Below are 13,947 nucleotides of genomic sequence, written 5' to 3' on the forward strand. Positions count from 1 at the left end.
TTCTTCCATGATTCGCGTCGCGCGATGAGCGCCCGGAAGCCGCCGGCTGCTTATCGGCCCCCCTCCGCCTCCCAGAGACCCGCCATGTCGCCCACGTCCTCGAACCCCGCGCGCGGCGACTCGCCGCGGAAGACGAGCGTCCCCGCGCGGTCGCGCAGCTCCACAGAGGCGGTGGCGTCGATGCTCTCCTTGATGATGCGCTCCATCCTGCCGGTTTTGGGCGCGAGGAGCTTTCCGTGGCCCTCCGCCTTCACCTCGATGGATATCGCATAACGCGCGTTCGCGAGGCACGCGCGTAAAATGCCCCCGTCGACGCGGAGCGCCTCGATGCGGGACCGGTTGTAGGTCATGAAGCGGTAGAATTCCCCGCCCGCGTACAGGAAGCAGAGAAAGCCGGAAAAGAAGCGCCCCCTCCAGGGGATCTTCGCGACCGAGAGCATGACCGAGGCGTCGCTCCCGGAAAACGAGTTCGCCTGCATCCAGATCCAGCGCTCCGGGAAGGAGACGCCCCAGTCCTTCTCAATGTAGCCCCTCCCCTCGCCGAAATCATAGTTTTTCCCGTTCACGCTCACCGCGCCGCGCGCCGCGTGCGTGACCGAGACGACGCCGTGGTAGCACTCCATGACGGGGATATAGGAGTACCAGCCCATGATGCCCGGGGCCAGGAGCGATCGCGGGTAACGCGTGAAGTGGCCGTATTCGAAGCGTCCCTTTATGGGCGCGCCCTCCCCCTCCAGGTCGAGCTCGATCCCGCGTTCCGAGAACCGGTTGGGACCCACGCGAAGCTCGAAGCGCTCCGGGTCGGCGGAAAATTCGCCTATCGGGTACTTGTAAAAGGTGGTCTTCCCGCGCTTCCCGTCGATGAACTGCACGAAGGCCATTTTCTCGTCGGCGAGCGAGACGCCCGGGATGAAGGACATCACCTCGGAGGCATCGTGCGACACGTGCTTGAAGTACCATCCCTCGAAATAGCCCTCGCGCGAAAGGTCGCCCTGAAAGATCGCGGGATTATAGAGGCGTTTCAGATATCCGGTCCTACTCATGGGTAGCCGCCTTTTTGATTTTTGATTTGCACAAAGGAAGTCCTGAAATATACCATACGAAGCGGGCGCGGGCAACCACGAAAATGCGATTCCCCGTGCGGATCTTCGAAAAATGGCTCATAGGAGTGTGCATGAAATTCAAGGGGTCATTCGTGCTGCCGGCGCTCATCTTCCTCGCGGCGCACGGATACGCCTTCACTGCCGACGATCTCATGGGGAAATGGGCCGTCGCGGGAAGCGCGTACGCCTATATCTACGAATTCCAGTTCAGCGGCGCGGCGGAAAAGCGCATGATCCTGGGAGGCGACATGGTCGTGTGGACGGGGACGGGAAGCTTCGCGGTGAAAGGGAATACGCTCACGGTGACCCTGGATTCTACAGCGAGCAACACGCCGTTGAGCGAGGTCTTTATAATCGAATCATTTAATGGAACGAAGCTTGTCCTGCGCGGCAAGGGCCGCTATTTCAAGGATATCGATGCGGACCGGGTGGAGTTTGTGCGGATACCGGATTAATTGCGAAGGGAGCCAGTCCCCTAGGCGCTTTACATGGGAGAGAGGGGGATGGAAGAGATGATGAGATAAAGGCGTTATTTCGGCCACAAAACCCGAATTCGGCCGATAACGTATCGGCCCCCCGCCCCTTAATTTTTTATTAATTTTGTCTTGAAATTATGTCCCGTCCTGATTTCATTGATATCGTCGTATCCGCCATGAAGTTCATACACCTGCACAATCACTCGGACTATTCCATACTGGACGGCTCCATAACCGTCGACCGTCTCATCGCGCGCGCGGAGGAGCTGGGGATGCCCGGTGTCGCGCTCACCGACCACGGGAACATGTTCGGCATGATCGAGTTCTACCAGAAGGCGCGCAAGAAGGGCATCAAGCCCATCATGGGCCAGGAGTTCTACGTCGCGCCGCGGTCGCGCAGGGAACGCGGCGAGGGACGCGCGGGACAGAACGGCAAGGAAACCGCGCACCACCTGATCCTCCTCGCGAAGAACCTGAAGGGCTACAAGAACCTCCTCAAGCTCTCGTCCGAGGGATTCCTGGAGGGCTTCTACTACAAGCCCCGCATCGACCTCGAGTATCTCGCGCAGCACGCCGAGGGGCTCATCTGCTCCACCGCCTGTATCGGCGGGGAGGTGCCGTCGCTCGTGATCCAGGGAAAAATGAAGGAGGCGGCCCAGGCTGCAGGGCGCTTCAACGAGCTTTTCGGCCGGGGGAATTTTTTCCTGGAACTCCAGGACCACGGTATGGAGGAGCAGAAAACGGCGAACAGGGGTCTGATACAGCTTTCGGAGCAACTGGACATCCCCCTCATCGCGACGAACGACTGCCACTATTTGAAGAAGGAGCATTCCTTTTCGCACGAGGTGCTGCTATGCATCCAGACGGGCAAGACCCTCGAGGACGAGGGACGGATGCGCTTCTCCGCCGACCAGTTCTACTTCAAGACGCCCGAGGAGATGTTCGCGCTCTTCAAGGACTATCCCGACGCGCTCGCCAATACCTACCGCATCTACGACATGGTGGACTGCGAGCTCGACCTCAACAACCCGATACTCCCGAACTTCAAGGTGCCCCCTGGCTTCAACCTGGACTCGTACCTCCGCAGCCTCGTGATGGAGGGCGCGGCGGCGCGGTTCGGCGCGCAAGTCCCGGAGGAGGTGCTCACGCGCATCGAGTACGAGCTCGGGGTCATCACGCACATGAAGTTCTCGGGCTATTTCCTGATCGTATGGGACTTCATCAAGTACGCGCGGAGCAAGGACATCCCCGTGGGACCGGGCCGCGGCTCCGCCGCGGGCTCCATGGTCTCCTACTGCCTGGGCATCACGAACCTTGACCCGCTCAGGTACAATCTTCTCTTCGAGCGCTTCCTGAACCCGGACCGCAACGAGATGCCCGACATGGACATCGACTTCTGCGCGAACCGCCGCGAGGAGGTGATCGATTACGTGAAGGAGAAGTACGGCGCCGACCACGTGAGCCAGATCATCACCTACAACAAGATGAAGGCGAAGGCCGTCGTGAAGGACGTCGCGCGGGTGCTCAACATTCCCTTCGCCGAGGCAAACGAGATCTCGAAGCTCATCACGGAGGACTCGCTCGACAAGGCGCTGCACGCCTCCGCGGAGCTCAAGAAGATCGCGGAGTCCGGCCAGAAGGGGAAGATGCTCATCGACATCTCCCTCACGCTCGAGGGGCTCGTGCGCTCCGCCGGCAAGCACGCCGCGGGCGTGGTGATCTCGCGCGAGCCGCTCACCGAATACGTGCCGCTCTACAAGGACACGAAGGACGGGAGCGTATCGTCCCAGTACGACAAGTTCGCGCTCGAGGCCGCGGGACTGGTGAAGATGGACTTCCTGGGGCTCAAGAACCTCACGATTATAGATCATTGCCTGAAGCTCATCAAGAGGCACCGCGCGGAAACGGTCGATATCGACGCCATCCCCCTGGACGACAAGGAAACCTTCGGCCTGCTGCAACGGGCGAACACCATGGGCGTGTTCCAGCTTGAAAGCGGCGGCATGCGGAACATTTTACGAAAGCTGGGCCCTACCGCGTTCGAGGACATCATTGCGGTGAACGCGCTCTACCGGCCGGGGCCGCTCGAATCCGGCATGGTGGACGACTACATCACCCGCAAGCGCAACCCCGTGGAGGTGGAATACCCGCACCCCTCGCTCGAGCCGGTGCTCCGTGACACCGTGGGCGTCATCATCTACCAGGAGCAGGTGATGCTCATCTCACAGGTCATGGGAGGCTTCTCGCTCCCCGAGGCGGACAAGCTGCGCAAGGCCATGGGCAAGAAGAACCCTGAGATCATGTACCAGCTCGAGGAAAAGTTCCTGAACGGCGCGAAGGGAAAGCATTACGCCCCGAAGCTCGCGAAGAGCATCTACGACCTCATCATCAAGTTCGGCGGCTACGGTTTCAACAAGTCCCACTCCGCGGCGTACGCGCTCGTCTCGTACCAGACGGCGTACCTGAAGGCGCATTATACGCCCGAGTACATGTGCGCCCTCCTCTCCTGCATCGCCGACAACCAGGACGATGTGATCAAGTACACGAACGACTGCCGCGCGAACGGCATCGCGGTGCTCCCGCCCGACATCAATCACAGCGAGAAGGACTTCTCGATCGAGGGAACCTCCATCCGGTTCGGGCTCTCGGCCATAAAGGGCCTGGGCGAGAAGGCGATCGAGGCGATCATCGAGGCGCGCACGGCCACCGGCGGGTTCGCGCAACTGCGCGATTTCCTGGAGCACGCCGACATCCTCACCGTGAACAAGGGCGTGCTCGAATCGCTCATCAAGGCCGGGGCCTTCGATTCGCTGCACAGGAACCGCGCGCAGCTCCTGGTCTCGGTGGACCTCCTGCTCGACAGCGCGCGGCGCCTCCAGGAGGACCGCGCCTCCGGACAGGGGAACCTCTTCGGGGGACCCGCCGACGCCGCGACGCCCGGCACGGACATGCTCGACCTTCCCGACGTGAAGTTCTGGCACGACAACGAGAAGCTCGCGCGCGAGAAGGAGGTGCTGGGGCTCTACGTCTCCGGCCACCCGCTCGCGAAATTCGAGAAGGAGATCAAGACCTTCGCCTGTACGCCCATCGCCGAGCTCGCGGAGCGCCGCCCGCAGGGCGACGTCTCCGTCGTGGGCATTGTCGCGAATTTAAAGGTGCGCATGTCGAAGAACGGGCGCCGATTCGCCGTGGGCATGCTCGAGGACATGGAGGGAAGCATCGAGGCGCTCTTCTTCCCCGACACCTTCGGCAAGTTCGAGAAGCTCCTCGCGACTGACACCCCGCTCCTCGTGCGCGGACAGGTCGAGTACGACGAGGGGGCGCCGCGCAAGATCATCGCCAATGACGTAAAGACGCTCAAGGACCTGCGCCGCGAGCACATCGCCTCAATTCATATCCGCCTGGAGCAGGTGGGCTTCGACGATGAGACGCTCGCGCGCATCCGCGCGGTCATGGAAAAGAACAAGGGGACCTGTCCCGTGTACTTTCACATCCGCGAGCTCCGGGGCGACGAGAAGATCGTGAAGGCCCACCAGAGCTACAACATTACGCCCTCCGACCAGCTCATCGCGGAGCTCGGAAGTCTCGTGGGGGAAGAGGCGATCAGGTACGCGACGAGGGGGTGCTAGGGGGTGGCTGATATATTCACTAAAATATAAGAAACCAACTTCTAAACGCGCTGCTACCTCCAGAACCGCCCCTCCTTATTTCGTCCAGTTTTCGATTTTCAATCCTTTGATCCTGGCAAAGTGTTTCTCGTTATTGGTGACCAGGATCGAGTTAGTGGTAAGGGCTGTCGAGGCGATCAAGAGATCGAAATCATCGATGATTGAACCGGTTTTATGTGAATTCACTTTCAATTCGCTGAATGTTTCAATCACGGCTTTATCTATGTCTATGATGGGGAATAGCTCTTTTATTCGATACACAATGGCACTGTTCTTTTCTACGTTCCTCGATTTCCTTGCTCCAAATAATAGTTCTCCATAGGTGATGACGGAAATAGCCTTGGGAATTTTCTCATTTTTCAGGAAATTATCGTGAACAATGGAATTTCCTTTTATGCTGTATATGATGATGTTGGTATCAATCAAATATGACATCTTTTGCATTAAACCGTTTGGTTCCCGTGCGGGATTTATTGATGGAATCGATTATTGCATCGGCGTTTCGTTCATCGTCCCACGATCCGGAAAGTGCGATAAACTCCTTAGTGGGATTATTTTTATACACCATGGGGTTCGATAAGTATTTTTCAATAATGGAAATGACTTCCTGGCTGATCGATCTGTTTTCGCTCTTCGCGATGGTTTTTAAAGACGCGTATAATCGATCATCGATATCCCTGACTTGCAGAATTGCCATACATATACCTCGATTGTATCAATGTACCGGGTATTCATGAAAAATCAAGCATAATTCATGAGTTTTGAACCAAAAGTTCCATCACCAATCCCCGGGAAAGGCATGTGCGGAATGAACACGTGCTCAAAGGGCTCATTCCAGCTAAAACATAAAATAAATAATTCTCATTTCCATCCCTCCCGTCCGATTAATTAATCAAACAGACAAAAGAGGGCACCCGTAATGATCATCACCGATTTCAGCAGCCTCGCACGCTTTGCGGAAACCAAAACCGAACCGGCAAAAAGCATTAAGCCCGACAAAAAGGACGCGCCGGAGCCCGCGAAGGCTTCCTCAGACTCCGTCGACCTCTCGGTCTCCGCGAAGATGACCTCCCAGCTTTATGGCCTCAAGGAGGCGCTGGAAAACATCCGCAAGGGCATAGGCCTGGTCACGAGGACCGACAGCTACCTCTCAACGACCGAGGACGCGATCCAGAAGATCCGCGCACTGGCCGTGAAGGGCGCGAACGGCACATTCACCAACACCGACCGCCAGCATTTCCAGGTCGAGGTTTCCGCGCTCATCGACGAGGTGGACCGCATCGCGTCACAGGCCGAGTTCAATCGCTTCAAGCTCCTCACCGGCTCCTTCTCGAAAAACAATCCCTACGCCTCCATGTGGCTGCACGTGGGGCCCAACATGAACCAGCGCGAGCGTATCTATATCGGCACCATGACCGCGCGCTCCCTGCACCTCAAGGACAATTCGGGCAGGATCACGGCAAGCGTCTCGACGCCCTCGGGCGCGAACCAGAGCATAGGCGTGATGGATAGCGCGCTCCAGAGCATCGCCAAGCAGCGCGCCGACATGCTCGGCTACTCCGAGCGGCTCAAGGTGACCTCGCAGGAGGTCATGCGCTCCATGAACGCGATTCTCAAATCCGGCGACGCGAAACTCGATCACGATGCGGCCGCGGAGCTCATGGAGACCATCAAGTATCTCAAGTTGGACAAGTAGCGGCGCGGGGGGCCGATTCGCATACGGGCGCATCACGATGCGCGGTCCACGGACGAAGCGGAAACGGAGGAAAACAATGCGGACGAACATAAAATCGACGGCCATGATCACGATGATGCTTTGCGCGGGACTCCTCGCGCTTCCCGAACGCGGGAATCCCCAGGGAGCCGCGCAGCCCGTCGCCGAATCGCGCGCCGTCCTCAAGGCCGCCGACATCCATCTCTCGGTCATGACGGACATCTTCCAGAAGATTCGCGCGCTCGCCGTCCGCGCCTCAAACGGGACCTACTCCGCGACTGACCGGGAGCTCATGGAGCTTGAATGCAAAGAGCTTTTCAAGGAATTCGTCCGGATATGGAACACCGCCGCGTGGAAGGGGACGCCTCTGTTCAACAGCCGCGCATCCGGATGGAAAAAGTCGCTGGACGTTCCCGTGGGCGCCCAGACCCTTTCGGTCGAGATGCCGCACGTCACCCTCGACGACCTTGGCATCAATCCCGCGAAGGAGGACTACTCGCGAATCTACGCGAGTGTCGCCACCGGCGAATCGGCCAACCGGACCATCGGCGTCATGGACGAGCACATAAGCCGTCTCGCCACGGAGCGGGCGCGCCTCAGGGCGTTCTTCATCCGCCTTGGCTTCATCGAGCACCTCCAGCAATCGCTCGCCGCGCTCAAGTAGCGCGGCCGGGGCGTTCAGCGTCAGCCTCCTGACGCATCCACATTCATAAGGGCGTCTATCTCCGCGGAAAATACTTCCACAAGTTCTTTTTGTTCGGCTTCATCCATCCAGGCCGTCCTGACTGAGTTCAGAATGATATCGCATATTCCCCTGCGTGAAATCCCGAAGCTTTGCTCGATCATCCGGTATTCATCCGCGAGCAGGTTTCCGAACATCGCGGGATCATCGGTGTTTATCGAAAAGTGTGTGCCGTATTCCATGAAGACCAAGAGCGGGTATTCCCGATGCGACCCGACGGCTCCGGTCCTCACGTTCGACAGGGGACACAGCTCCAGGGCGATGGCGTGTTCCGCGCAATGGCGCAGCAGGGCGGGGTCGCGAGCCGCGCTGGTCGCATGACCTATCCGGTCCGGGTGAAGCGACCTGATCGCGCCCCAGACGCTTCCCGGACCGGCAGCCTCCCCTGCATGGACGTCCGTACGAAATCCTAATTTCCTTGCCCTCTCGTACAACCCGCTGAAGGGCTCCGGCGGATATTCGTGTTCCGAGCCGCCTATCCCTATCCCCAAAATCCCCAGGTGCTTCACCTCGTTAATCTCGTACAGGGTCGTGATCTCACGCTCGGGCCCGTAATCACGGACGAGATCGACCACGAGTTGAATTCGTACGTCGTTAGCCTGGCGGAGACCGCGATGGATTGCGTGGATGATCTCCTGAGGGCGCAGGCCTGATTTTCGGAATAGAGAAGGCGAGACGAACATCTCCGCGTAGCGGATATTCTGCGATGCGAACGCGCGAGCCACGTCTGCGGCGATGAGCGTGAAGTCCTCGTATTCCCTTAAGAACCCGTTTTTCCATGTCCAGGTGTCTATGAAGCCCGCAAAGTCCCTGTAGACGAACCTGCGCCTGAGATCATCGAGCGAGCCGACCGAGGGATCGCCCCCGTATTTATTGATCAGCGACCACATCGTCCCGGCGGGGATTGCCCCCTCAAGGTGGACGTGAAGCTCGATTTTCGGGACGCGATCATAAATATCCATCTCGTATTTTCCCCTGACCCGCAGTATTCGAATCCACGATCCCAACAATGACCAAAATCGTAAATCCGGGCCCGCGGAACGCGGCCCTCACTTTGCCATGGCGCTCTTCTTTAATTTCTCCGGCATCTTCTCGATCGCGTAGCGCAGCGCCGTCCGCGGCATCGCCGCCTTGTTTTTCATGACGTATTCGTGGACGGGATTAAGATGCGCCTGGCTCGCGGCCTTGAGCATCCAGCCGTACCCCTTCTGCACCAGGTCGTCCCCGTCCGCCAGGAGAATATCGGCGATCTCGAAGATGTCACCGAGGAACATTCCCCGGCGCGCGGGGATGATGAGGGAGACCGCCGCCGCCCGACGCATCCAGCGGTTTTTCGAGCGCGCCCATTTTTTTAAATTGGAAACATACGCCGGGTATTTTTCCACGAAGGCGCCCACGGTGTGATTGCAGAGCGTATCGCAGGAGGCCCAGTTGTCCACGTGCTCTTTCACCCATTTCTCGAACACCTTGAAATCACGCGGCTCGTAGTCCTTCCGGAGCGCATACGCCCAGTCGCAGGCGATGAACGATTCCTCCATGGCGCCCGACTGCCACAGCGCATCGCACATGCCGAATATCTCCTCCTTTCCCTTCCCCTTGATTTCCTTGAAATAGCCCCGGGCGATCCGGGTGACATCGGCGGTCTTCACCCCGTAGAGCGTGACGTCTTCCTTGAAAAAGCGCTTCCCGCTCTCGCGGGTTTTTTCGTCGGCCAGCAGTTTCAATTCCTTGCGAATATTCAGAATGACAGGGTTCATGACAGCTCCTTCTCCACATAGTATCCGGAAACCGGGTCCGGCATTTTATACGCGTCTGATTTAATAAAGCTCATGATTCCGCCTAACGCGAATTCGGTGCGCGAGCGGACGGCGCGACCGACGGCGGCCGCGCGTGTATCGCACGCCCGCGTATCGGCCCCCTATATCCTTTCCGAATAGAGCTCCGGGTTGAACCGGATTACACACCTGAAACCGTCATGTTCGGGAAACTCGATGGAGCCCTGCATCTGGTGCCGCACGATGGTGGTGATCATAGCGATCCCGAGCGTCTTCACGTGCGCGAAATCGAAACCTGGGGGCATGCCCACGCCGTCGTCCGCGAACCCGATCTCGATCTCCCCGCCGGGAAGCCGCCGCAGCGATACGCCCAGCGTCCCCCGCGCGCCGTCGGGAAATGCGTACTTGAGCGTGTTCGACACGAGCTCGTTCAACACGAGCCCGCACGGAATCGCGGCGTCGATAAGCACGTCCGCACTCTCCAGGGCGTATTCCTGGTTCACCGCGCCCCCGGCCAGGCCGTAGCTGCTTATCAGGAGCGGGACCAGCTCCTCGATATAATCCTTCAGGTCTATGCGCGAAAGGTTTTGTGACTGATAGAGCTTTTGGTGCACGAGCGCTATGGAGCTGATCCTGTTCGCCGTTTCCTGAAACACCCGGGAGACGGATTCGTCGGCGGCGCGCGCGGACTGGAGCGCGAGCATGGAGATGAGGACCTGCATGTTGTTCTTCGTGCGGTGATAGAGCTCCTTCAGGAGCGTCTCCTTCTCGGCCAGGGACGCGCGGAGTGCCTCCTCCCCGCGCTTGCGTCCGGTGATGTCGCGGATAAAGGCGAGCGTATGCATCTCGCCGTTGAGCGGGAACGAGGCCACGTGTAATTCCGCGAAGAGCTCGGTACCGTCCGCCCGGAGCACCTTCGACTCGTAGCTCAGGGAATCGGTTTCACCCCCTGCCCTCCTGCGTATGTCCTCGCGCACCCTTGCGTGTTCCGAGGGGGGAATCATGTCGAACACGGGGCGGCCTTCTATCTGCGCCGCGGTCTCGTATCCGAAGAGCCGTACGTGCGCGGGATTCACATAACGGTTGATCCCGTCCTTCGAAACGCTGATCGCGTCCAGCGAATGCTCGAAGATCGCCCTGAAGCGCGACTCGCTCTCCCGGACCTCCCGGTAATTTTTTTCCAGGTCCTGCTGCGAGCGGGTAAGCTCATCGAGCGTGGCAGCGAGCTCCTCGTTGGTGGCGTTGAGTTCTTCGTTTGCGGCTTCAAGCTCGAGGTAGGCATTGCGCAGCGCGTCCTCGGATATCTTGCGCTCGGTGATGTCGCGGGCGATACCGCGCGTTCCCTTCATTACGCCGCCGGCGTTCACGGCCGAGGCTTTGAGCTCGAAGAAGAAGGTCGTGTTGTCGGGCCTGCGGCCCAGAAGCTCCGCCATGAAATCGGTGTCGAGGCCGCCCGCGACGAAAGCCGCGAAGCGCGCCACGGCCTCTTCCGTGCCTGTCTCGTCGAAGAACCGGGAGAACCCCCTGCCCGTCATGTCCTCGGGCGCGGGCAGGCCGAACATGTTCGCGAGCGCGCCGTTGGCGAACGTGATCACGCCGCGCGTGTCGGTCATGAAGAACCCGTCGCGCATCTCCTCGACCAGGGAGCGGTACTTCTTCTCACTCTCCTCGAGCGCCGCGCGGCTCCTGTTGATCATGTCCACGTATTCCCGGATGATACCCGCCGAATGCCGGAAGGCGGACTCGAGATCGCGTATCTCCTGGTAACGCAGGAACTTTTCGGGGATCGATGGAAGCCCTCCCTCGATCTTCCACCTCCGTATGGCGGCGCTGAAATCGCCGAGCGGCCGGATGATGAGCACGTTCTGCCATGAGACCTTGAGGGCGACGATGATCACGAGCACCACGAGCGCCAGGTACGCGATGAGCTTGGTTGTGCGGATCAGGACATACGCGGCCGCCATGGGGGAGAAGATCACGATGTCGTTTTCGATGGCGGCGAAATTTTTCCGGTAAAAGGCGTACGCGGTCTCCCCCAGGTCCATGACGCCGCTCGATTCCGCGGGGAGCACCTGCAGCGGGAATGGGGCGCGCGTCCCCGCAAGCACGAACCCGTCCCTTGACGCGAACACGATGACGCTTTCCGTGGAGACCGCAATGCTTTTCAGGTCGTTCATGAACTGGTCCAGGCCTACCCTTCCCACGAGCCACCCCTGGCCCCCCTTGTGAACAAGGTACACCGAAAGCTCCCCGTTCTCGACGGCACGGAACATGGGCGAGCGGGAAACCGGGCCTTCCGCCACGCCGGCCAGGAAGGCCCCCGGCGCGCTCGCGGCAAGGTCGTAGCCGGGGAATATAAGGCTTCTCCCGCCCTTGATGAGGATCCGCTGGATTTTCCTGTCGTTCCCTACGACGTAGAGATCATCGAATTCATGCATCATCGCGACAGTGCCCGCGCTTTCCGGCATCGTTACAAAATGTTCGAGATCGTGCGCGGGCCCCCCTATGAGCACCTCGACGATTTTCTCGATCCTGTCGATCTCGGTTTTATGGCTGCGGATATAGTCGTCGCGTATGGCATCCTGGAGGGTCATGAACACGATGACGAAAAAAACGATGACGACGGCCAGGGTGGCCGCCTCCATGAGCGCGAAGTTGATGCGTACGGAGCGCACCCCTAAAACTCCTTCGCGATATCGGTCACGAAGTAGAGCGGGATCGTGACGTCGCCGTACTCGTCGAATCTCACGTCGAGGAAATCGGTGTGGAACGTCTTCTTCTCGAGTATGAAGCTTTTAATCTCCTGCGGCGTGCGGCGGCCCGCGTCGATGGCCTGGCTGAGAATCTGGAGCGCGATGTACATGTTGATGCTGATGAAGGTGGGCGAGTAACCAAAGCGTCCGTGAAAGGTTTCGACGTAACGCGCGATGGAGGCGCTCTGACCGCGCGGGGGATAATGGGAGGGCAGCACGCAATCCCTGAGCGCGTCCCCCCCCGCCTCCACGAGCTGGGGGCTTTTAACCCACGGGGTGAGCATGATGCGCGCCGCAGGGAAACGGCGCTTCACCGCCTGCGCGATCGCCCCCGCGGCAAGGCTCTGGTATCCGCCGATTAACAGGTAGGCCTTGTCGCAGCTCACACCCGCGAGCCGCGCCTGCAGGGCGGGAAGGTCGAGCATATCCGCCCTTACCTCCATTATGCCGCAGATTCGCGTGCGCAGATACTGCTTCACGTATCCGAGCGCGGGCTCCGTATATCCAAAGTTCATTGTGTCCCGGATGATGAGCAACGATTCGCCGGGCATCCGGTCGATCTCTCCCGCGATGTGCTCCTGCTCGCGCGCGACGTCCAGGACATTGCGGAACATGAAGTCATCCTTCTTCGAGAGCCGGTCCGTCGTCGCGCCCGTCACGAAGGTGATTATGGGCGCGCTGTTGATCCGGTCCATGATCGCGAGGGCGCAGGTCGAGGTATGGCTCGTGATGAGTATTCGTATCCCCTGCGCCAGTATCTCCTCGAGCGCCTCCCTGGAGCGTTCGGGATCCCAGTTGTCGTTAACCGGGACAACTTCAATGCCGGTGACGCCGCGCTGCTCCATGAACAATTTTGCGGCGTTGATTTCGCTCGTACCCACCGTGGAACCCGCCTCGAGCTTGGTCATGACCGCGATGCGTACTTTCTCCCCCTTCAAACACGACGCGAGCATGCAGAGACCCGCACACAGCGGCAGGAGAATCCATGCGGCCCCGGCTTTTCCCATGTCCACCTCCGTTCCCGTTCCCCGAAGACCGATCGAGCCTCCCGCCCGCGGTGAAGGCGAACGGTTCCGGGGCATGCCCCGGGTACGGGCCATTTTCAGTATGGTCCTCCGCGCGGGTAACTTCAAGAAAAAAAGCCCGCCCAGGACGGGCGCCCCCCCGGGGTGTGAATTAGTTTTATGGCCCCGGATCACAGCCTAGAAAACCGTTCATATTTTCCATGCCCTATTCGTATCCATTTTGGACCCTCACTCTTGTCCCGGAGGATACGGAATGCTTCGCACTTCTATTAACATGAGCCACATCGTCTTCGTGAATATCGCCCTTGCTGCGGCAAAGCTCAAAACAAGCCGCCAGGCTGTCGTCATCATGCTCCTGAAACGCGTTCTGCGCGATATTGATCGGTTTCAGGGAGGGTTTACTCTGGTGAGGTATCAGCCCCGTGATCCCTGGAAGAGGTGGCATTGTTTTCCGATTCGCTTCAGGAAGAACGAGAATGAGTTCGCGTCGGATTTCCGTAAGTTGAGCCGGTTCTCGGTCTCGTATCTGGTAGCCATTGCGACCAAGCGCTACCTGCACGAGTTGCTGTGCGATTCGGCCGGAAGGCATAATTATGTTCGGTTCCCCCATTATGCCATCGGCCAAAGGAGCGCAGGGGGCATTCTGTGCTGGGAATTCTACTGGGGGGACACCGAAAACCACCCTACAAGA

Annotated in this window: 12 protein-coding genes; 5 read left to right on the forward strand and 7 right to left on the reverse strand. The window is 59.2% G+C overall.

Translation table 11 applies throughout. From position 1 onward, the window contains the following. Positions 1 to 50: 50 nt before the first annotated feature. Positions 51 to 1,043 (reverse strand): hypothetical protein, encoded by a 993-nt coding sequence (locus tag EPN93_12680; GenBank protein TAL34042.1) that lies wholly within the window; start codon positions 1,041 to 1,043, stop codon positions 51 to 53. A gap of 131 nt (positions 1,044 to 1,174) precedes the next feature. Here EPN93_12680 and EPN93_12685 point away from each other — a divergent pair, with 131 nt between their 5' ends. After that, a complete protein-coding gene (locus EPN93_12685; GenBank protein ID TAL34043.1) occupies positions 1,175 to 1,558 on the forward strand; it encodes a hypothetical protein in 384 nt (127 codons plus the stop codon). A 158-nt stretch (positions 1,559 to 1,716) separates the two neighbouring features. Next, complete coding sequence (locus EPN93_12690; protein ID TAL34044.1) at positions 1,717 to 5,208, forward strand: DNA polymerase III subunit alpha; 3,492 nt, start codon at positions 1,717 to 1,719, stop codon at positions 5,206 to 5,208. Between the two features lie 75 nt (positions 5,209 to 5,283). On the opposite strand, the gene EPN93_12695 is transcribed toward EPN93_12690, so the two are convergent. Both EPN93_12695 and EPN93_12700 read right to left on the reverse strand, forming a co-directional pair. Continuing rightward, positions 5,284 to 5,682 (reverse strand): type II toxin-antitoxin system VapC family toxin, encoded by a 399-nt coding sequence (locus EPN93_12695; GenBank protein ID TAL34045.1) that lies wholly within the window; start codon positions 5,680 to 5,682, stop codon positions 5,284 to 5,286. Further along, entirely contained in the window at positions 5,666 to 5,944 is a 279-nt protein-coding gene (locus tag EPN93_12700; GenBank protein TAL34046.1) for an antitoxin, read from the reverse strand. The genes EPN93_12695 and EPN93_12700 overlap by 17 nt, the downstream gene beginning before the upstream one ends. A gap of 222 nt (positions 5,945 to 6,166) precedes the next feature. Between EPN93_12700 and EPN93_12705 the strand changes: the two genes are divergently transcribed. Both EPN93_12705 and EPN93_12710 read left to right on the forward strand, forming a co-directional pair. Next, the gene (locus EPN93_12705) at positions 6,167 to 6,943 is read left to right on the forward strand and encodes a flagellin (protein ID TAL34047.1); all 777 of its coding nucleotides are present in this window, start codon (positions 6,167 to 6,169) and stop codon (positions 6,941 to 6,943) included. Beyond that, entirely contained in the window at positions 6,891 to 7,625 is a 735-nt protein-coding gene (locus EPN93_12710) for a hypothetical protein (protein ID TAL34048.1), read from the forward strand. The genes EPN93_12705 and EPN93_12710 overlap by 53 nt, the downstream gene beginning before the upstream one ends. Before the next feature lie 20 nt (positions 7,626 to 7,645). Here EPN93_12710 and add read toward each other — a convergent pair whose 3' ends face one another. The 4 genes from add to EPN93_12730 all read right to left on the reverse strand — a co-directional run bounded on the left by add (position 7,646) and on the right by EPN93_12730 (position 13,331). Continuing rightward, on the reverse strand, positions 7,646 to 8,665 hold the full coding sequence (add, locus tag EPN93_12715; protein TAL34049.1) for an adenosine deaminase: 1,020 nt from the start codon (positions 8,663 to 8,665) through the stop codon (positions 7,646 to 7,648). A gap of 87 nt (positions 8,666 to 8,752) precedes the next feature. Then, a complete protein-coding gene (locus EPN93_12720) occupies positions 8,753 to 9,460 on the reverse strand; it encodes a DNA alkylation repair protein (GenBank protein TAL34050.1) in 708 nt (235 codons plus the stop codon). 161 nt (positions 9,461 to 9,621) lie between these two features. Further along, entirely contained in the window at positions 9,622 to 12,153 is a 2,532-nt protein-coding gene (locus tag EPN93_12725; protein ID TAL34051.1) for a PAS domain S-box protein, read from the reverse strand. Between the two features lie 2 nt (positions 12,154 to 12,155). Further along, on the reverse strand, positions 12,156 to 13,331 hold the full coding sequence (locus EPN93_12730; protein TAL34052.1) for an amino acid ABC transporter substrate-binding protein: 1,176 nt from the start codon (positions 13,329 to 13,331) through the stop codon (positions 12,156 to 12,158). Between the two features lie 178 nt (positions 13,332 to 13,509). On the opposite strand from EPN93_12730, the gene EPN93_12735 reads away from it, so the two are divergent. Then, on the forward strand, positions 13,510 to 13,947 hold a 438-nt coding region (locus tag EPN93_12735), incomplete at its 3' end, for a hypothetical protein (GenBank protein TAL34053.1).

The sequence above is a fragment of the Spirochaetota bacterium genome (assembly GCA_004297825.1).
Classification (GTDB): domain Bacteria; phylum Spirochaetota; class UBA4802; order UBA4802; family UBA5368; genus FW300-bin19.